General features: G+C 38.1%; 20 protein-coding genes. 16 read left to right on the forward strand and 4 right to left on the reverse strand.

The window, feature by feature from the left end; all coding sequences use genetic code 11:
- Positions 1–81: 81 nt before the first annotated feature.
- Genes QJV27_RS01430 through QJV27_RS01440 form a run of 3 tightly spaced genes read left to right on the forward strand, consistent with a single transcriptional unit; the run spans position 82 to position 4,655 of the window.
- Entirely contained in the window at positions 82–876 is a 795-nt protein-coding gene (locus QJV27_RS01430) for a P-loop NTPase family protein (RefSeq protein WP_281447210.1), read from the forward strand.
- A 50-nt stretch (positions 877–926) separates the two neighbouring features.
- On the forward strand, positions 927–3,104 hold the full coding sequence (locus tag QJV27_RS01435; RefSeq protein WP_281447211.1) for an RNA degradosome polyphosphate kinase: 2,178 nt from the start codon (positions 927–929) through the stop codon (positions 3,102–3,104).
- Positions 3,105–3,158: 54 nt separating this feature from the next.
- Positions 3,159–4,655 carry a Ppx/GppA phosphatase family protein gene (locus QJV27_RS01440; protein ID WP_281447212.1) on the forward strand — a complete coding sequence of 499 codons (1,497 nt, stop codon included), beginning with the start codon at positions 3,159–3,161 and terminating at the stop codon, positions 4,653–4,655.
- A gap of 47 nt (positions 4,656–4,702) precedes the next feature.
- On the opposite strand, the gene QJV27_RS01445 is transcribed toward QJV27_RS01440, so the two are convergent.
- The 4 genes from QJV27_RS01445 to QJV27_RS01460 form a co-directional block, all read right to left on the reverse strand.
- Positions 4,703–4,999, reverse strand: coding sequence for a hypothetical protein (locus QJV27_RS01445; RefSeq protein WP_281447213.1), 297 nt, complete (start codon positions 4,997–4,999; stop codon positions 4,703–4,705).
- The gene (locus QJV27_RS01450; RefSeq protein WP_281447214.1) at positions 4,996–6,501 is read right to left on the reverse strand and encodes a PepSY-associated TM helix domain-containing protein; all 1,506 of its coding nucleotides are present in this window, start codon (positions 6,499–6,501) and stop codon (positions 4,996–4,998) included. Before QJV27_RS01450 ends, QJV27_RS01445 begins: the two co-directional genes overlap by 4 nt.
- A 282-nt stretch (positions 6,502–6,783) precedes the next feature.
- The gene (locus QJV27_RS01455; protein WP_281447215.1) at positions 6,784–7,416 is read right to left on the reverse strand and encodes a uracil-DNA glycosylase; all 633 of its coding nucleotides are present in this window, start codon (positions 7,414–7,416) and stop codon (positions 6,784–6,786) included.
- A gap of 18 nt (positions 7,417–7,434) precedes the next feature.
- The gene (locus QJV27_RS01460; protein ID WP_281447216.1) at positions 7,435–8,022 is read right to left on the reverse strand and encodes a LabA-like NYN domain-containing protein; all 588 of its coding nucleotides are present in this window, start codon (positions 8,020–8,022) and stop codon (positions 7,435–7,437) included.
- A gap of 148 nt (positions 8,023–8,170) precedes the next feature.
- On the opposite strand from QJV27_RS01460, the gene folK reads away from it, so the two are divergent.
- The 13 genes from folK to rseP all read left to right on the forward strand — a co-directional run bounded on the left by folK (position 8,171) and on the right by rseP (position 19,951).
- Positions 8,171–8,686: a 2-amino-4-hydroxy-6-hydroxymethyldihydropteridine diphosphokinase gene (folK, locus tag QJV27_RS01465; RefSeq protein WP_281447217.1), complete on the forward strand. Its 516-nt coding sequence runs from the start codon at positions 8,171–8,173 to the stop codon at positions 8,684–8,686.
- A 60-nt stretch (positions 8,687–8,746) separates the two neighbouring features.
- The gene (rpoZ, locus tag QJV27_RS01470) at positions 8,747–9,151 is read left to right on the forward strand and encodes a DNA-directed RNA polymerase subunit omega (protein ID WP_281447218.1); all 405 of its coding nucleotides are present in this window, start codon (positions 8,747–8,749) and stop codon (positions 9,149–9,151) included.
- A 70-nt stretch (positions 9,152–9,221) separates the two neighbouring features.
- Positions 9,222–11,498, forward strand: a complete 2,277-nt coding sequence (locus QJV27_RS01475) for a RelA/SpoT family protein (RefSeq protein ID WP_281447219.1) — start codon at positions 9,222–9,224, stop codon at positions 11,496–11,498.
- An 18-nt stretch (positions 11,499–11,516) separates the two neighbouring features.
- The gene (acpS, locus tag QJV27_RS01480; RefSeq protein WP_281447220.1) at positions 11,517–11,921 is read left to right on the forward strand and encodes a holo-ACP synthase; all 405 of its coding nucleotides are present in this window, start codon (positions 11,517–11,519) and stop codon (positions 11,919–11,921) included.
- A 35-nt stretch (positions 11,922–11,956) separates the two neighbouring features.
- On the forward strand, positions 11,957–12,820 hold the full coding sequence (gene lepB / locus QJV27_RS01485) for a signal peptidase I (RefSeq protein WP_281447221.1): 864 nt from the start codon (positions 11,957–11,959) through the stop codon (positions 12,818–12,820).
- Positions 12,817–13,569 carry a ribonuclease III gene (gene rnc, locus QJV27_RS01490; RefSeq protein ID WP_281447222.1) on the forward strand — a complete coding sequence of 251 codons (753 nt, stop codon included), beginning with the start codon at positions 12,817–12,819 and terminating at the stop codon, positions 13,567–13,569. The genes lepB and rnc overlap by 4 nt, the downstream gene beginning before the upstream one ends.
- Positions 13,569–14,453, forward strand: coding sequence for a GTPase Era (gene era, locus QJV27_RS01495; RefSeq protein ID WP_281447223.1), 885 nt, complete (start codon positions 13,569–13,571; stop codon positions 14,451–14,453). The genes rnc and era overlap by 1 nt, the downstream gene beginning before the upstream one ends.
- Before the next feature lie 109 nt (positions 14,454–14,562).
- A complete protein-coding gene (gene pyrH, locus QJV27_RS01500) occupies positions 14,563–15,303 on the forward strand; it encodes a UMP kinase (protein ID WP_281447224.1) in 741 nt (246 codons plus the stop codon).
- 99 nt (positions 15,304–15,402) lie between these two features.
- A complete protein-coding gene (gene frr / locus QJV27_RS01505; RefSeq protein ID WP_281448948.1) occupies positions 15,403–15,924 on the forward strand; it encodes a ribosome recycling factor in 522 nt (173 codons plus the stop codon).
- 32 nt (positions 15,925–15,956) lie between these two features.
- Positions 15,957–16,718: a polyprenyl diphosphate synthase gene (gene uppS, locus QJV27_RS01510; RefSeq protein ID WP_281447225.1), complete on the forward strand. Its 762-nt coding sequence runs from the start codon at positions 15,957–15,959 to the stop codon at positions 16,716–16,718.
- Positions 16,719–16,722: 4 nt separating this feature from the next.
- On the forward strand, positions 16,723–17,607 hold the full coding sequence (locus QJV27_RS01515) for a phosphatidate cytidylyltransferase (RefSeq protein WP_281447226.1): 885 nt from the start codon (positions 16,723–16,725) through the stop codon (positions 17,605–17,607).
- Between the two features lie 35 nt (positions 17,608–17,642).
- Positions 17,643–18,803 carry a 1-deoxy-D-xylulose-5-phosphate reductoisomerase gene (dxr, locus tag QJV27_RS01520; RefSeq protein WP_281447227.1) on the forward strand — a complete coding sequence of 387 codons (1,161 nt, stop codon included), beginning with the start codon at positions 17,643–17,645 and terminating at the stop codon, positions 18,801–18,803.
- Positions 18,804–18,838: 35 nt separating this feature from the next.
- Entirely contained in the window at positions 18,839–19,951 is a 1,113-nt protein-coding gene (gene rseP, locus QJV27_RS01525) for an RIP metalloprotease RseP (protein ID WP_281447228.1), read from the forward strand.
- Positions 19,952–20,102 lie beyond the last annotated feature (151 nt).

The raw sequence follows: 20,102 nt of genomic DNA on the forward strand, positions 1-20,102 counted from the left end.
ATTGATTATGGATTAATTTTACATCATATTAAACTAATTATTTACTTATTTACGGCAGATATGGGTTTTGGCAAAGTAGGAATGTACAAAAAATCACAACAATTGGGATTTTGCTCCCCACCCAGACAGTTGGCATTACCTTTTACCTATTGCCCACGTTTTGTTTGTTCAGAGTTTATCAGCGCCCCGTCAAATGCGGCGGCTCGTGCCTGGCTTGGAATTAACCAAAATATTCGTTCAGTACCCGATTGGCCAGATAAGCGGTTAGCATTGTGGGGCGATTCTGGAACCGGGAAAACGCATTTATTGCAAATATGGGCGCAAAGAGAATCCGCTTTGTTTTTGCCAGGGTCCGTGTTTGCCAAAACGCATTCTGTAAATTGGTTGGAAAAGTTACGTGAAAATTGGGTTCAGGCCTTGATTATTGATGATGCAGACATGGTTGAGAATGCTCAAGCTTTGCTGCATATACTTAATCTAGCCAAAGAATTATCTTTGCCCGTTGTTTTAAGTGGTCAGCTTCCACCTGCACGTTGGGGACTTGATTTGCCAGATTTAACTAGCAGACTGCGCGCAATTACAGCCGTTCAAATCAATCCTGCTGAGGACGAGTTGCTAAGGATATTGCTTTTACGTCTATTGGCTGAACGACAATTAGTTGTTTCATCTTCAATGATTGATTGGTTAATTATTCGATTACCAAGAACAGCATTTTCAATTCGGGAAGCGGTTAATCGTTTAGACAAAGCCGCGATGGAAGAAGGTGGGGGGATAACCCGAGGACTAGCAATCAGGGTATTAAGCGATTTGTTAGCGTTTTACGTTCAACAACCTTCAGATAAAGAAAGCGATTTATTCCTGTTTTCGAATCAATAAAGCACCGTTATGCTAGTTTTGTAGTACAAACTCATTTTAAAGAATATCTGATGACGACTAAAAGAAAAAACGTTACAAATAAATCCACTCTTTCACGTCAGCGTGAAGTGGTTCATCCTTCTGAAAAGAAGGATAACAGCGATGCACCAGTAATATATAAAAGAAGTCCTGAACGTTTTATAAATCGGGAGTTATCATGGTTAGACTTTAATCAAAGAGTGGTTGAAGAGGCTGAAAATACTAGAAACCCTTTGTTAGAGAGGGTGCGTTTTTTATCCATTAGTGCCAGTAATTTAGATGAATTTTACTCTGTACGCGTGGCTGGTCTAGCTGGGCAGGTTAGAGAAGGGTTTATTACCCCATCTCCAGATGGATTAACCCCTGCGCAACAATTGGCAGCAATTAGAGAGCGGGTAAAAGGATTATTTGCAGATCAACAACGTATTTACAAAACCTTAAAATCTTTGTTAACAGAGGTTGGTATAACGGTATGCCACCCACAAGATCTAAGTCCAGCAGATTTAAATTGGTTAAAAAGTTATTTTATGGAGCGCGTTTTTCCCATTTTAACACCTATTGCCTTGGATCCTGCACATCCAGTTCCTTTTATTCCTAATTTAAATATGGCAATTGCTTTACGATTGGTCGGTCAAAAAAATGATAGAAATCGTAAATATGTGTTGATTTTACTACCATCGCAATTACCTCGTTTCTTGGCTCTACCTGTATCTATAAAAGGGGCTAAAATACAACGCTTCGTATTATTAGAAGATATTATTACGCTTTTTATTTCGGTAATTTTTCCAGGGTATAAAATTGGTAATTACGGTTTATTGCGGGTTATTCGCGATACCGATGTTGAATTCGAAGAAGAAGCAGAGGATTTGGTTCGATCTTACGAAACAGCGCTAAAACGCAGGCGGCGCGGCGTTGTTATTCATTTGGACATTGATAATCAACTACCTGCAAAACTGGCCGATGTTGTTGCCCATGCCTTAGAGGTTCCTGCCGAAGAAGTGATGATTCATCATGGAATTTTAGGATTGGTTGATGTCAAACAATTAATTGTTGATAATCGCCCTGATTTATTATTTCCATATCATACCTCACATGTACCTGCGCGTATTCGTGAAGCGGGAGGGAATTGTTTTACAGCTTTAAGGTCGAAAGATTTATTAGTTTATCATCCGTTTGAAAGTTTTGATGTTGTAGTCCAATTCTTACGACAAGCAGCGCAAGATCCTCAGGTTTTAGCAATAAAACAAACCTTGTACCGCACCTCTAGCAATAGTCCGATTGTCAGAGCATTAATCGAAGCCGCTGAAAGTGGCAAATCAGTTACAGCCATTGTTGAATTACGCGCTCGTTTTGATGAAGAGGCCAATATTCGATTGTCTCGTGATTTAGAAGCCGCAGGGGTGCAAGTGGTTTTTGGTTTTGCTGACTGGAAAACACACGCTAAATTAAGTTTGGTTGTTCGGCGCGAGGGGAATTTAATCCGTTCATACGCTCATTTTGGTACTGGAAATTACCATCCGATTACAGCACGAATTTATACGGACTTGTCTTATTTTACCTGTAATCCTAAGTTAACACGTGATGCTGCTAAATTATTTAATTATGTAACAGGTTATGCACGCCCATCACAAATGGAAGAGATTGCTTTTTCCCCTTTGACCATTCGTAAAACATTAAACGAATTGATTGACGGAGAAATTAATTTTGTCAAAGAGGGTAAGCCAGGTTCATTATGGATTAAAATTAATTCTTTAGTTGATCATAAATTAATTGATAGATTATACGAAGCATCCAATGCAGGCGTTAAAATTAATTTGATCGTCAGGGGTATATGTTGTCTGCGCCCAGGAATTCCGGGCTTGTCTGAAAACATCCAAGTAAAGTCAATTGTCGGTCGTTTTTTAGAACATGCTAGGGTTTTTGTCTTTGGAAATGGTCATGCACTGCCTTCCAAACATGCTAAGGTATATATAGCATCTGCAGACTGGATGGAACGCAATATGGATCGCCGTATTGAAGCCATGATTCCAATTATTCCTGAAGAGATTCATGATAAAGTTTTAAATCAACTAATGGTTGCGAATTTAAAAGATGATTTACAATCGTGGCATCTTGATAGTGATAAGAAGTGGAAACGCTTTCATGCAGCAGAGAAACCTTTTTCAGCACATGATTATTTTATGAGTAACCCATCTTTGTTGTGTAAATAATTTTAATAATTTCGACAAAGTATAGATCCATTGATAATAAAGGATAATTTTCTTATGAACTCTCATTCTTTGATACGCTCAGCTATTGTTGATTTAGGTTCCAATTCTGTTCGTTTAGTTGTGTTTGAAGGGAGAGAACGTAATCCAGTTATTATTTTTAATGAAAAAGCAACGTTACGTTTGGGAAGTGGTCTTGATACGACAAGGCGGCTGAACCCTAAAGGAGTAACCTTGGCCGAAGATGTTTTTAAACGTTTTTATGCCGTTGCAACCACAATGGGTGCGGATCCTTTCGTTGTTTTGGCAACAGCTGCTGTTCGAGATGCATTGGATGGGGAGGAATTTATTAAAAAACTTAACCAATGGATGCCAAACGTCCCTGTTCATATCTTAACGGGGGAACAAGAGGCCGATTATGCAGCTGCTGGGGTATTATGCAGCATTCCAAATGCAGATGGGGTTGTTGCAGATATCGGTGGTGGGTCTATGGAGTTGGTGCAATTATCAGAGAAAAAACGCTTTAATGCCCAAACCTTACCTTTGGGGGTAATCAGATTAACCGATCGTTCAGAGCGAAAGTTGGCCAAAGCTAAGGCAATTGCCAGCAAGGATTTGAAAACAGTAGAATGGTTAACCGAGGTTAAAAAGAAAACTTTGTATTTAGTTGGGGGGGCTTTTCGGGCGATGGCTCAACTTTATATTGAATATACGTCTTATCCATTATCAATTGTTCACTATTTTACGTTGCCTTACGAAGAAGCAAAGCGAATGGTAGAGTGGACCATTGAAAAATCAAAAGGTGGAGTTAACAATATCCCAACTTTTATTCATAAACGTTTGAATGACTTACCGTACGCTGCCACGGTTTTAGAACAACTACTATCTAGATTAAAACCAACACAGATTGTTTTTTGCGCTGAGGGGGTAAGAGAAGGGTGGTACATGCGTAACGTCGTATCTGAAAATGTCAGAGATCAAGACCCTCAAGAGGCTGCAGCGATGGATATTTGTGAACGTTTGGGACGTGTTAAAGAATTTCCATTGGCATTAATGCAATGGACTGGATCTTTATTTAAAAATGAAGACATGGATATGAAACGTTTGCGCTGGAATGCTTGTTTGATTTCAGATGCAAGTTATCATGATCATCCTGCTTATCGAAAAGAGCAATCTTATCACAGAATCTTATGTATGGCGGGAATGGCTTTTGATCACCCTACACGTGCTTTTTTGGCATTAACGACAGCCATGCGTTACGAAGCAGGGGTCGATGAACCTTTTCTGATGCCTTCACGTAAAATTTTAACGCATAAACAATTTGAACAAGCAGTTGTTTTGGGTATGGCTTTTCGGGTGGCGTATACTTTATCTGGAAATCTTCCTAGTTTATTATTAAGAACCCGCTTAAAGGTTGGCAAGAAGAAGTTAACATTATATTTTTCCCATCATCTTGATGCTGTTATTAGTGATGCTGTTACTAGGCGGCTCACTCGTTTGGGACAGTCAATGGGGCTGGAAACGCAACTTCTTCCAGATCATGACGATGCTTAATAGATACAAGTTTAATTAATAAAATGAAATCAACTTGATCTAGTAAATTATTGGTTGGTGCGCGTAATATATTTCGCATACAATTTTGGATAGAACCCAATAATTAAGGCAGCAATTAATGCATTTAAAGAAGTCAGGTTTATCCAGATTAACCATCCAGGATTGGACCAGTAATATAAGCAAAGTAGTAAGCTAAACATGTTTAGGGCTATGAATCCTATTTGATATAGCACTTTTTCTTTAAAAGACGCTGGGGGGATTTTATGTCGTGCTCTAACATGTTTTAATGAAGCAATAAGTAAAAATAAGCCAATTAAATTTACTATCGTAACAAAAATTATCATCGTATCAGAGCCTTGTTCGTCGTCTTTACATTTAAATGACAGTAGAGCGTTAAAAAAAACAATCCAAAGAGAAAGATGATTACATCAATAGTGATATATATATAATTCCTATTTAATAATGCCGTTTTTAAAAGTGAATAAGTTGTAATATATTCCACGATAGGCAACAATAAACATATAGAAGAAAGCAATAAAATTAGAGATTTCCAACCAAATCTTATTTTGTTTAATAATGCTGAAAGCAAGCTAAATACAAATATAATGAGAAATGTGATAAAGAAACAATTAATTTCCCATACTATTCGCTCATCAAGATGAATGGGTAATAAGCGATTAATCCAAAATAGTGATGATATTGAGATCAATGTCCCCATGATTATTCCCATATTAACACCTTCGATTAATTTGTTAAAAAAACGTCGTGTGGGTAACAAAGCATCAGAAGCGTCATTTGGCTTTTTGTTTGAGTAATACAAAAGGCCAGCAGCCAAGAAGATGGCGCTAATTAAACCCATAATAAAAAACAATATTCGTATGATTACAGAACCTGTCCTGACAGTATGAATCCCCAACAAAGTCTGTTTTACGAATAATGGACGAGATATTTGTTGGGTAGATGAAGAGGGCTCGTAATTTTGTTTATTAAAAGCAATAAAATTCTTTAAACGTGCGATATGACGATCATCTTTTTCGTAAAATCGAATTTCTTTAGGGGTAAAGGCAATAGTGCCAGGAAGGCTGGAAAAATGTTCTTGAGCCTTATTCATCAGGGGGTACAAGTTTGGAATAATTCCTGGATTATCTGCAGGTTGTTGAAGATTTGGTTGTGAAATATTGACCCTAGAGTGTGTAGTCGATGTATTAGGTAAATATCGTGGTGCTAAGAATAGCAGTCCACTAATGGCGATAATTAATAAGAAGGGTAAAAAAAACAGACCAATAGAGGTATGAAGATCAAACTTAAATCGTGGGGATGTGGGCTTGGGCTGGATAATAAAAACAAATTTTAAATAATGGACGCAGTAAATACAAAGACCAGTGATAATTGAAAAAATAAATAGAATAGAAATGATTAATACAATCATTCCTCCCGTTTCACGGCCGATAAACAGGTTGTTGTGTAAGCTATCGATGAAATAGCCTCCACCCGTTGCGCGTGTAAAAATTACCTTTCCCGATTGGGGATGGATTATAGAGCCTTGTAATAAGTTCCCTTGATGGTGAATGACACGGATGAAAGGGTCACGATCAGAAGGCAACACAATAAGGTTCTTTCTAACATGTTTGTTTTGTGACCATAATATATATGCATGATCTAAAGCTGCGGTGGTAATGTTAGAGGAAGGTCTGTATTGTCCTAATTCAGGTTGCATCCAAAGTGTAATTTCTTTGTCGAAAATGGATATTGTCCCTGAAATTAAAATAACGAACAAAAACCATCCACTGATTAAACCTATCCAGCGATGATTCCATTTACAAAATGCGAGGAGTGTTTCAGACATTTTAACCATTACAAAATTAATAATGATTATCAATATCAATGTAAGAAAATAAATTCTACTTTATATTCTTTTGCTTGGTATTATTATATCGAAATGTGTCATTTTGGCTCGGTATTAAAATATTGTAATGTCGATTTTATTTACAAATACTAGGGGGGTATAAATGACTGTTGAATTAGCTCTAGCCCTAGCACCCCTGATTGCCTACGGTATTGCTATGATTGGCATTATAGTTCTGATCATCATTAAAGTTATTCGTAATAGATGAGTAAACTATATAAACTATAATTTGTTTTTAATAGAATGAATGACAGCTTCAAACATTTCAGTCGTCAGAACCCCAGTGCTGGTATTATAGCGTGAGACATGGTAACTGTTAACAACAGTGATGGCTTCGTTGATTTGATAAAACTGGCCATGTTTAAATTTAATTTTGGATACAGGTTGGTTAAAACAGGCTAGAATGTTTTTGTGAGCGATAACGCCTAAGGTCAATATTATCTTTAAATTAGGCATGTTTTGCAATTCGCGCAGCAAGAATGGGCGACAGTTTTTTTCTTCTTGTGTTGTTGGTTTATTTTCTGGTGGAACGCAGCGTACTGCATTTAATATGCGACAATTTATTAATTGTAATCCATCTTGTGGATTTGCTTTATAAATTCCAGATGCAAAATTGTATTTAATAAGGGTTTCATAAAGCAACATACCAGCATAGTCCCCAGTAAAAGGACGTCCAGTAAGATTAGCTCCCTTTACCCCTGGTGCCAAACCAACAATTAGTAATTCAGCATTCTGTTTCCCCCAAGGGGAGACAGGCCCATTCCATCCTTCAGGATATAATTGCTTATTTTGTTGTCTATATGCTACTAACCGCGGACATATTGGACAATTAGTACCAGGTTCTGTAGATTTCATTTAAAATTAAGCGTGAAATTATTCTTCGGCGAAAGGGATAACAGGATTAGGAATATCGTTTTGTGAATTATTGTCACCAGAACGACGGGTGAATTCTGGGGCAATGTCAACCAAATCTAAAAATTGATCTGCTTGTCTACGTAATTCATCGCCAACCATCGGGGGATTGGTTTTAACGGATGAAATAACAGTGACCCGTACGCCCTGTCTTTGTACAGATTCAACCAAACGGCGTAAATCGGCATCTCCACTAAATAGGACAGCATGGTCGATATGGGGGGCGATTTCCATCATATCCACTGCAAGTTCGATATCCATGCTGCCTTTAATACGTCTGCGTCCATTTTGATCGGTGAATTCACGTGCATTTTTGGTTACTAGGAAAAAACCATTATATGCCAACCAGTCCGTTAGAGGCTTTAGAGGGGAATATTCTTCAGTGTCCAGTACGGCTGAATAATAATATGCGCGAACAACGTTACAATGTTTTCTGAAAAAAACTAATAAATTTCTATAATCAACGTCAAATCCCAAATTGCGCGAGGCGGAATATAAATTTGCACCATCAATAAACAGACAAACTTTTTCATTTTCTCTAAAAAACATTTAATATTCCCAAAGTAATTTATATCAAAAGGTGTAATTGAAATTTAAATTCAAATCATAGTTGATATCAATAAAGTCTCAGATAGTATATGCATAATATCCTTAATATGTCTCAATTAAGTTACGAATTATACGATTGATAAAAATAATGATTTTTATAGCAATAGGAAGCAATTTGCCCGGTGCTTGGTCTGATACTCCTTATGGTATGTGCCAAGAAGCCATTCAAAAAATTTCCAGTCGATTACAATGCCAACCAATCAAAATCTCTCCATGGTATGAAACTAGCCCAATTCCACCATCTCCTCAACCACTTTATATTAATGGTATTATTGCGTTTCAGAAAAAAATTCAACCGGTCGAATTGTTATTTATTTTGAATGACATAGAAAAAGAAGCTGGTCGTATGCGTAATAAAGTTAACGAAGCACGACCGTTAGATTTAGATATTATTGATATCGATGGGCTTGTTATTGACGATTTTCCAAGGTTAATTCTGCCTCACCCCCGTGCGCACCAACGCGGGTTTGTACTATACCCATTGCGCGATATTGCCCCTATGTGGACCCATCCATTATCACACAAAAGTGTTGAACAACTGATTTCTGAATTGCCTTTAGATCAGGAAATTGACCTATACCATAACCAAGTAGATAAGGTTTGATTTTTTTTCTTAGTTAGATTAAAAGTAAAGATTAATTTGAAATTTGGAGACTGGTTATCTATGGCACGCGTTACTGTTGAAGATTGTGTTGAAAAAATCCCTAACCGATTTGAACTGGTTTTATATGCTTCACAAAGGGCTCGAAATATTTCAAGAGGTGAGGCTATAACAGTTGAGCGGGATAATGATAAGAATCCTGTCATTGCACTGCGTGAAATTGCAGAAGAAAAAGTTAATTTAGATTCAATTCAAAGCGACATTATTCGTTCGCTTGCGCGCGCGCCAGAACCAGAGCCCGTGGAAGAGGAAGTTGTTGATTTAATCCCAACAGAAAAGAATATTTTCGGATTACAGGATGTCTCTGCGGAAGAGGAAAGGCGCAACGCTCCTACAAATTCATTTGAAAATATTAATGAAATTATGAACGAATTGGATCGACGTCGTTCAAATAATGAAAATTTTTAAAATTATTTTTCTTCTTTTGCTTTTTACACCTATAATAGAACATGGGATTCATATAACAATTAGGATTTAAGTGGATAATATACATATTCCCATAGCATTAAGCGAAAGTGATCATATCGATTGTGAAGGTCTTATTCGTCATATTCGCAAGTATGATCCAGACGCTGATGTATCAATCGTTGAAAAAGCATTTAAGGTTGCTTTTAAAGCACATGAAAAGCAGTTTCGTGATAATGGGGCTCCGTATATTATCCATCCTTTAGCAGTTGCTAATATACTAGCGCATTTGCGTGTAGATATAGCCTCTATTGTGGTAGGGTTATTACACGATACAATCGAAGATACTGAGGTTACTCGCGAATTTTTAGAAAAAGAATTCGGTATTATTATTGCAGATTTGGTAGATGGTGTTACCAAGCTGACACGCTTAGAGCTGCAATCAGATCGAACCAAACAAGCAGAAAATTTCCGCAAGCTTGTTTTAGCTATGTCCAAAGATATTCGCGTTTTAATTGTTAAGCTTGCGGATCGGTTACATAATATGCGCACATTGCATTATGTACAACGGCTTGATCGCAAGCAGCGTATTGCCCGTGAAACAATGGATATTTACGCGCCTTTGGCTGAGCGTATTGGTATGGATAATGTCAAAACGGAATTGCAAAATATTGCCTTTTCTGTTCTAGAGCCAGAAGCCGATGCCTCAATCCGTGCCAGGTTGGTTTTCTTGCGTGGGCAAGGTGCTGACATTATTGAAGAGGTCTGTCGAGAGCTAAAAGCAGTTTGTCAAAAATCCGGTATAAAAAATGTAGAAGTTACTGGGCGCGAGAAATCATGCTATTCCATTTGGGAGAAAATGAACAGACGGCAGGTGACTTTTGAACAATTATCTGATATTATGGCCTTTCGCATTGTCGTGGATACGAAAGAGGATTGTTATACTGCGCTTGGAATTGTTCACAGTTCATATCCTGTTGTGGCTGGACGATTTAAGGACTATATTTCAGCCCCCAAAGCAAATGGCTATCAAAGTATTCATACAGGGGTAACGTTACGACAGCCACGTAACCAGCGGATTGAAATACAAATCCGTACACAAGAAATGCATGATATTGCTGAAAATGGTGTTGCTTCTCACTGGATATATAAACAGCTGCCAGTGATGAATAATGCCGACCAGAACAAAGTTAATAATGATACATCTGAGATCGCCCCAAAACTCAAAAAATTACGTTGGGTGCAAGATCTGTTAGATATATTAGAAGACTCTTCTGCACCTGATGAATTCTTAGAAAATACTAAGTTAGAGTTATATCAAGATCAGGTTTTCTGTTTCACCCCAAAAGGGGAATTGATTCAATTACCAAGAGGGGCAACGCCTGTTGATTTCGCCTATGCAGTCCACAGTCAGGTGGGAGATCGGTGCGTCGGGGCGAAGGTTAATGGACGCTTGGTTCCATTACGGCATCAGTTACGAAACGGCGATCAGGTAGAGGTCATGACGGCGCGTGAGGGCAATCCTTCCCCTTCATGGGAAAGATTTGTCGTCACTGGGAAAGCTAGGGCGCGTATACGCCACTATGTCAGTGCACAGCAAAAAGAAATTAAAATTGAAACTGGTCGTGTGGCTTTGGCCAAAGCTTTTAGGCAAGAAGGAATTGATGGTTCTCAAAAGATTTTAGAAACTATTTTAAAGCCATTAAAATTAGCCTCTGTTACAGATTTATATATTGCTGTTGGAAATAATTCCTTATCTGCCAAAGATGTTGTGTATACAGCTTATCCAGAACTTAGACCTACTAAAAGAGCCCCACGCTTTGTTCCAGGGTTAAGTGAAAAATCTAAAACTTTTAATAATACAAATTCTTCGGATCAACATCGATCTATAGTTCCGCTGCGGGGTATGGGTAAAGGGATTACTGTACATTTTGCAGGTTGTTGTCATCCATTGCCAGGTGATGAGATTGTTGGAATCGTTGCAACGGGAAAAGGAATTACCATCCATCGTAAAGAATGTCCAACGTTAAGCAGTTTTTCTGCCACGCCTGAGCGTTTTATGGATATGAATTGGGATTATGATATTATAGCCCACGCTGATTCAAAGAAAAATTATATTGGTCGAATTAAAGTTGTCAGTGAAAATGACAAGGATATTCTTGCTGTCATTGCGAATCGTACGGCTCAGTATGATGGGGGGATTTTGAATTTGAAAATTATTAATCGTCATATCGATTTTATAGAGATATTACTTGATCTAGAAGTAAGAGATATTCATCATTTAAATTCTGTTATTTTAGGATTGCAAATGGCCAAGGGGATTGTTCATGTTGAACGATCACAGTCTTAGGAAATATAAGGGGGCTTTATGATTGTAGGAATAGGCTCTGATCTATGCGATGTGCGTCGTATCGAAACTGTTTTAGAGCGTCATGACAGACGGTTTATCGAGCGCATTTTTACCAAAAGTGAGATACAAAAAGCAGAGAAGCGACACGGACAGACCCGTGTCGGGACATATGCAAAGCGGTGGGCAGCAAAAGAAGCCTGTGCCAAAGCTTTAGGGACAGGGTTTTCCCAAGGTGTTTTTTATAACGATATTGAAGTTATTAGCCTGCCCAGTGGTCAGCCTGCTTTACAATTAAGAAATGGTGCTCTAAGACAATTACAACGGGTAATCAAAGAGGGATATATCGCGAATATTCATTTAACCATGACAGATGAATTGCCATATGCTTTTGCACAAGTCATTATAGAATCTATCCCTGATTAAAGGAAAATATATATAAAGATGATTGATAAAAATATATGAGTGATCAGTTTAAAAAGAAGCCAGGTTATGATGGATCTGTTGATCATCCAGAACAACAGCCAACCAAAGCACAACAGGTAAAAGAATTAATTTCAACAGTGTTTTGGGCTGTTGTTATTATAGTTGTTGTTCGCTGTTTTTTGTTTGCTCCATTTAATATTCCTTCAGGATCCATGATCCCGACATTAAGAATTGGTGATTATATTTTCGTAAGTAAATATAGTTATGGTTTTTCAAAATATTCCTTCTTTTTTTCGCAACCTAATTTTCAGGGGCGGATATTCTACTCCCCACCTCAACGTGGGGATGTTGCCGTTTTTAGAAGCACAAAACCGCCTTTTGATTATTATGTAAAGCGTATTATTGGCTTGCCAGGAGATACCATACAGGTAAAAAATAGTATTTTGTATATTAATGGTGATGCAGTTAAACGGAAGTTTGATGGGCCTTTTACTTACCAAGAATCTTTAAATAAACCTGAAATTACTGAGAATTTATACACGGAATTTTTACCCCGCAAAGATGGCCAAATTGTCGAGCATAAAATCTTACAGTCGATTGTAAATGAATATTATCAATCTCCTGTTCTCCCTGATGGAAACTTGAATGTCGATTATACAATCCCTTATTTAGTGCCTGAAGGGCATTTTTTCGCCATGGGGGATAATCGTGACCATAGTGCTGACAGTCGTTTTATCGATCCAGACAGTCCAGATTATTTGGGGTATGTTCCTATTGAGAATTTAATTGGTAAGGTGCAATTTATTTTTTATTCATATGATAGTAAATATCCTGTTTGGCAGTTTTGGCATTGGCCACAAGAAGTCCGCTGGAATCGATTATTTAAGTCTGTAAAATGAAAGTAGAAACACAAGAGAAACCGCTGCATCCATCTGAAAAATTGTTAGAGGATCGACTAGGATATCAATTCAGATCGAAATCCCTATTACAGAAGGCATTGACCCACCGTTCAGCGGTTTATGAACACAGATCTTCTCGCAATAAAGCCCGAAGAGTGCGGTCAAACGAACGTTTAGAATTTATTGGTGATCGCGTTTTAGGGTTGGTCATGGCTGAATGGTTGTTGAAACGATATCCAAACGAGCAAGAGGGCGATTTAGGACCTCGTCATGCCCATCTAGTTTCTAAAACTGTGTTAGCCCAAATTGCTGCGAAACTGGAATTATTTGAAGCAATTCACGTTGCCTCTCATGAAGAAAAAGTGGGTGTTCACCATACTGATAGTGTGTTGGCCGATGCGGTTGAAGCTATTTTAGGGGCAATGTATCTCGATGGTGGCTTGGCGCCTGTTTGCAAATTAGTTCATAAAGTGTGGGCGGATATTATTGAATCCCAACCTTTGCCCCCCAAAGATTCTAAAACTGCACTGCAAGAATGGGTTTTAGCCAGAGCTCTACCTTTACCTATATATGAGTTGATCTCTCAAGAAGGGCCATCTCATACCCCTGTTTTTGTTATCAGAGTGGTTGTTCAAGATATAGAAGGGCGTGGCGAGGGGCGCAGTAAGCGGATTGCGGAAAGTGCTGCTGCCAAAGACTTGCTTGATAAATTAAATAAAATTAAAAAAGTTAAAAATAGGATAAAATAATGCGCTGTGGCTTTGTGGCTTTGATTGGGGCACCTAATGCAGGGAAATCCACGTTATTAAATAAAATGGTTGGTGCGAAACTTTCTATTGTTAGTCCAAAGGCACAAACAACGCGTATGCGAGTTTTGGGCATTGTTGTTCATCAACAAACACAGATTTTATTGATGGATACCCCTGGTATATTTAAACCTAAACGTAAATTAGATGAAGCAATGGTTGCTGCTGCGTGGACAGGTGTGGTTGATGCCGATGTTACAACGTTATTAATTGACGCCAATATTGGATTAACAGAAGAAAATTTAAAAATTATTCAGCAGTTAAAAGAAACTTCACGTCGAATCTGGCTGGTGCTTAATAAGATTGATAAAGTAATCCCTCAAAAGCTATTACCTTTGACAGAGGCTATTACAACATTATTACCTATTGAACGCAGTTTTATGGTTAGCGCACGGAATGGAAGTGGTGTTGATGATTTGTTGGATGCTTTGGCTGAGGATCTGCCTGAGGGACCTTGGTTATATCCAGAAGATGATTTAACCAATTTACCAGACCGTTTGTTGGCAGCAGAATTAGTCCGTGAGCAAATTTTTTTACAAACGCACGAGGAAATTCCTTACTCTGTTACCGTTGAAACAGAGAGTTTTAAAGAAAGGCCAGATGGTTCCATTCGCATAGATGCTACGATTTATGTATCACGTGCCAATCATAAAGCTATTATTATTGGTGACAAAGGTCAAAAAATCCGTTTGATTGGTGAACGTTCGAGGAAAGAGCTAGGTCGCTTGTTAGAGCGTCAGTGCCATTTATTTTTAGTGGTTAAGGAACGTAAAGGATGGGATAGCGAAAAGGCTCGCTTAAAGGCGATTGGCTTAGAAGACTTTTAAAAATTTGTGACCAAAATATTAGGTTAAAATAAAATTCCATACTTTTAAAAAAAAAATTGCTGTTGTAGTATTTGTTACCGTTGAATAAAAATAACCAGTGTGAAAAATAATGACTTCTTTAAAAAAATATATCCCCAAACGTGTCCTTTTGAAAATCTCTGGTGAAGCTTTGCTAGGAAAAGGGATGTATGGTGTTGATCCAGAAATTGCCAATGCAATTGCGCAAGATATTGCCAATGTTGTTAATTCTGGAATAGAGGTTTGTTTGGTTATTGGAGGAGGCAATATTTTTCGAGGCATGACGGCCGCATCCAAAGGAATGGATCGAGTGCAAGGGGATTATGCTGGTATGTTGGCAACAGTAATCAACGCTATTGTAATGAACAATGTATTAAAACAATACGATGTCGAAAGCCATGTCATGACTGCAATTGCAATGCCACAGGTTGCTGAGACCTATATTCGCGATAAGGCCATGCATTTGATGGATAAGGGGCATGTTGTTATTTTTGCAGCAGGCACGGGAAACCCTTATTTTACTACCGATACGGCTGCTGCTTTGCGTGCCATTGAAATGGAATGCGATCTTATGTTAAAAGGAACGCAGGTTGATGGAGTGTATGATTCAGATCCGAAAAAAAATCCTGATGCAAAACGCTATGATGTGCTAACATATACCGAAGCTTTGATAAAAGGATTAAACGTGATGGATGCAACGGCATTAAGTTTGGCACGTGATAATCGGCTACCAACTGTTGTTTTTGATGTGCACGAAAAAGGTAATTTTAGCCGTGTGTTGAACAATGATGGTGTATTTACCAAAGTTGTTGTTTCTGAAACAGATGTTTAGGGTTCCTTAGTTTCATAAGGTACAGTAAATTTATTTCTTGATAAGGGTTTTCTCGTGGTTGATGATATTGATAGCTTAAAAAAAGACTTAGAACGTCGTATGCAAGGGGCAATTGAATCTTTTAAGCATGATTTAGCAGGTTTACGTTCTGGTCGTGCAACCCCTGCATTATTAGAACCTATTCGAGTTGAAGCTTATGGCAGTGTTACTCCCATTACTCAGGTTGCATCTATTACAGCACCAGAACCAAGAATGTTATCGGTTCAGGTTTGGGATAAAACTTTGGCCAGTGCGGTTGATAAAGCCATTAGAGAAAGTGGATTAGGCTTAAATCCAATGCCTGATGGTCAATTAATCCGCGTGCCTATTCCCCAATTAACTGAAGAACGTCGTAATGAAATGGTAAAAGCTGCAGGTCGTTATGCCGAAGCAGCAAAAGTCTCCGTTCGTGGTGTTCGTCGTGATGGAATGGATAAAACTAAAGCTGCAGAAAAAAATGGAGATATAAGTCAAGACGACGTTAAAGATTGGTCTGATGAAATTCAAAAAATTACAGATCAATATGTAAGTAAAATTGATGAAATTTTTAGTGAAAAAGAACGTGATATCAAACAGGTCTAGACAGTGACTGATTGATAAAGCGTAATTAAAACATGGCTTGTTCTTCTTTGGATATTTCTGCTGAATGTTTAAAATTGTCACAGCGTAAAGAGTTGCCTAAACATGTTGCCATTATTATGGATGGGAACAGTCGGTGGGCGAAAGCCAAGGGAATGCCAAGAATTGCAGGCCATAGAGAAGGTGCGCAGTCGGTCAAACGTTGTATTAAAGCAGCCATTCATAATAATATTGAATGGCTAACCCTTTATACGTTTTCATCTGAAAATTGGCGCAGAACCCCTGAAGAAGTCTCTGATTTAACATCATTGTTAAAATACTACCTTAAATATGAGGCTCGGCAATTGCATAAAGAGGGTATACGTGTTCGTATTATTGGCGAAATAGATCGTTTCGATCGGAAATTACAAGATGAATTTTCAGCAATTGAACAACTGACAAAAAAAAACAACCGATTAACACTAACGTTGGCATTGTCTTATGGTAGTAGAGGTGAAATTGTTCGAGCTGCACAACGTATTGCTGAGGATATCCAGCAGGGTAATTTGACTATTGACCAAGTTACAGAGAATGTTTTTGCAAAATATTTATTTGCGCCAGATATTCCTGATCCCGATATGATTCTCAGAACCAGTGGTGAATGTCGCCTATCCAATTTTTTATTATGGCAATCTGCATATGCAGAATTAATTTTTGTAGATACTTTGTGGCCCGATTTTACAGAAAATCATTTTAACGCTGCATTAGAGACTTATGTACGTCGTGAACGTCGATTTGGCGCGCGACCAGGGTTATAAATAAGTGAATAATAAAGCGAAATCTTCTTGGCAGGACCTGCCGTTACGTATTGCATCGGCAGTGGTTATTATTCCACTAGCGCTATTGTGCATTATTTATGGTGGCGCACTATATATCGGCTTGCTGTTCTTGGTCAGTATTGCAATGACGTATGAGTGGGCTACGTTATTTAAAGCAAATTTTAAACGCTTTCCTGTTATATTATTTTTGATTTGGCCCATAGTTGCTTATTGCGCTGCAATTAAGGGGATGTGGTGGCCAGGGATTGTAATCGCTTGCATATTTTCCTTTATTTTAGGTAGGCAATTATGGCTTGGTTCTGTCGTCATTGGTGGTGCGGGGATTGCGCTGTTGTGGCTGCGCTTTATGACTGTCTCAGAAATGTGGGCAGTGATCTATTTGATCTCAGTCGTTATTGCTAGCGACAGCTTTGCTTATATTGTTGGTAAATTATTGGGAGGTCCCAAACTTATTCCCTCTGTTTCCCCTGGCAAAACCTGGTCTGGTGCCATCGGTGGATTGATTGGTGCAGGTATGGTTGGTGGATATATAATCTTTTACTTTAGTGGAGAGGGTTATACCGCTTTTATCGGAGGGGCTCTTTTTAGTATGGTTACAGGTATTGTTGCCCAAATAGGTGATTTACTGGAAAGCAAGTTAAAAAGAGAATTAGGGGTAAAGGATTCAGGTAAAATCATTCCAGGTCATGGTGGGGTATTGGATCGTTTTGATGCATTATTGTTGGTTTCAGTTTTTGTGGCTTTGATATCTTGGTCTTTACCTAAGAATGATAATTTGCAAAAATGGGGCGGGGGTTTATTATTAAGTAAAAATAAAATCGGCGCTGATAAGCCTTCTTATATTCCTTTAACAATTTTTAGATATTAAATATCGATAAACCTTCAATAAGGAAAATCTTGAAAATGAAAACTGTTTCTATATTGGGTAGTACTGGTAGTATTGGATGTTCGACAGTTGATTTGTTATTACAAGATCCAGCCTCGTTTAAAACGATTGCTTTGGTTGGTGGAAAAAATGTAAAAAAACTTGCCGAACAAGCAATTGCTCTACATGCTCAATATGCTGTGATTGCAGATGAACAGTTTTTACCTGAATTAAAAAAATTGCTAGCAGGGTATAATACCAAAGTTATGGGGGGCAGACAAGCAGTGGTAGAGGCTGCTGGCATCCCAGTAGATTGGACAATGGCTGCAATTACGGGTGCTATTGGCCTGGAACCAACAATGGCTGCGGTTAAAAATGGTAAATATGTTGCCCTTGCAAATAAAGAGGCATTGGTTTCTGCGGGTGATGTAATGTTAAAGGCCGTAAACGCGGCTGGTGCTACTTTGTTACCTGTTGATTCTGAACATAATGCTATTTTTCAATCTATGGCTGATCAACAATATCGCTCCATTGAAAAACTTATACTAACTGCATCAGGTGGACCTTTTAGAAAAACTTCATTTGAAGATATGAAAAAGGTTACGCTACAGCAAGCTTTAAAACATCCAACATGGACCATGGGTGCGAAGATAACAATTGATTCTGCCAGTATGTTTAATAAAGGATTGGAAATTATTGAGGCGGCACGATTATTTTCGGTGACAGAGGAGCAAATAGACGTTTTAATACATCCTCAGTCTATTATTCATAGTATGGTTCAATATACAGATGGCAGTACGATTGCACAATTAGGATCGCCTGATATGCGAATACCGATTGCTCATACTCTGACTTGGCCAAAAAGAATGCATACGAATGTGGCACGCTTAAATTTGACTGAAGTTGCTAAACTAGAATTTGAAGCCCCAGACGACATACGTTTTCCAGCATTAAGATTATCTCGTGAAGCATTACGTGCTGGTAAGTGTTCGCCAACGATTCTTTCTGCAGCCAACGAAGTTGCTGTTGATGCGTTTTTAAAAGAGCAAATAGGATTCTTGGATATTCCTGAATCTGTAGAGGCTGTTATGCAAAAATTAGGAGCTCCACAGGCAAATAATTTAGAGGAGGTTATTTATTGGGATCAAGAAGCACGAAGACATGCTGAAGAGTGGATTAAAAATCGTTACAAAATTTAGGTTCTATAGTTTTAGATATCACAGGGTTAATTGATATGTATGAATTTTTACGAGCGATAGTATCGTTTATTTTTGTTTTGGGTGTGCTCGTATTCATTCATGAATTGGGTCATTATCTGGCAGCACGTTGGCGCGGGGTTCATGTCGATGTTTTTTCCATTGGTTTTGGCAAACCTTTGTATCGTTGGCATGACAAAGTTGGAACAGAGTGGCGTATTTGCCCCATACCTTTAGGGGGATATGTTAAACCTCACGGTTTTGCTGATCCGGAAGATGTTACAGAAGAAGAGCGTGCAACCTACATTCCTGGCAAAACATTCCATGGCAAAGATGTTGGAAGTAGGGCTATTGTTATCGCAGCGGGACCTATTTTTAATTTCTTATTGGCAATTATTTTATTTATTGGATTGTTTTCTATCGTTGGGACTCCACATTTGGACGTGCAACCTATCGTAAAAGGTATTGTTAAAGACAGTCCAGCCAGTAAAGCAGGCCTTGAAATTAATGATACAATAATAAAAATAGATAATCTGTCTCAACCTAGTGCAAAAAATATTGTTGAATTTATCGCGCAACACCCAGATTTAACGACGAACATTGTTGTTAAACGAGATAATAAAGATGTGTCTTTACCTATTACGATTGGCACTCAAATACAAAATGATAAATCTATTGGACGCATAGGTCTTGAATTCAAAAGTAGTGTTAATTTTAAGGAACCTCTTTCAATAATTAAGGCCGTACCTGCTGCATTTAGTGCAACATGGAATATTACCTATCAAACCGTTGTTGGTATAGGGCAAATGGTAACAGGTCAACGATCAGCCAAAGAACTAGGTGGGCCAATCAAGATTGCTCAAATGTCTGGACAGGTTTCTCATGGTGGATTTGCTGATTTAATAAGTTTTATGGCATTGCTGTCAATTAATTTGGGATTAATTAATTTATTTCCGATTCCTATTTTGGATGGTGGACGTTTGGTTTTTTATGCGATCGAAGCAGTTATTCGTAAACCTGTGCCCAAAAAAATACAGGCTTGGGGATTTCAAATAGGTTTTGCATTAATTTTATTACTTTTTGTATTTTCTACTTATAATGATGTTTCTCAATTATCAGTAATACGTTGGCTTACAGGACACAGTAATTAAATAGTATGCTGTTAATCGTAAGCAATGACTTGTCAAAAGGTATAAAAAACGGATACTCACTGTTAATGTAAAATAAGATGATTTGTATTTGCTTATAAAAACTCTTGTGATATGCAATTTGGTGGATTTCCATTAGTAATAAAGGGTGGCT

Origin of the sequence: Commensalibacter oyaizuii, from assembly GCF_029953265.1 — a bacterium.
GTDB classification, from domain to species: Bacteria; Pseudomonadota; Alphaproteobacteria; order Acetobacterales; family Acetobacteraceae; genus Commensalibacter; species Commensalibacter oyaizuii.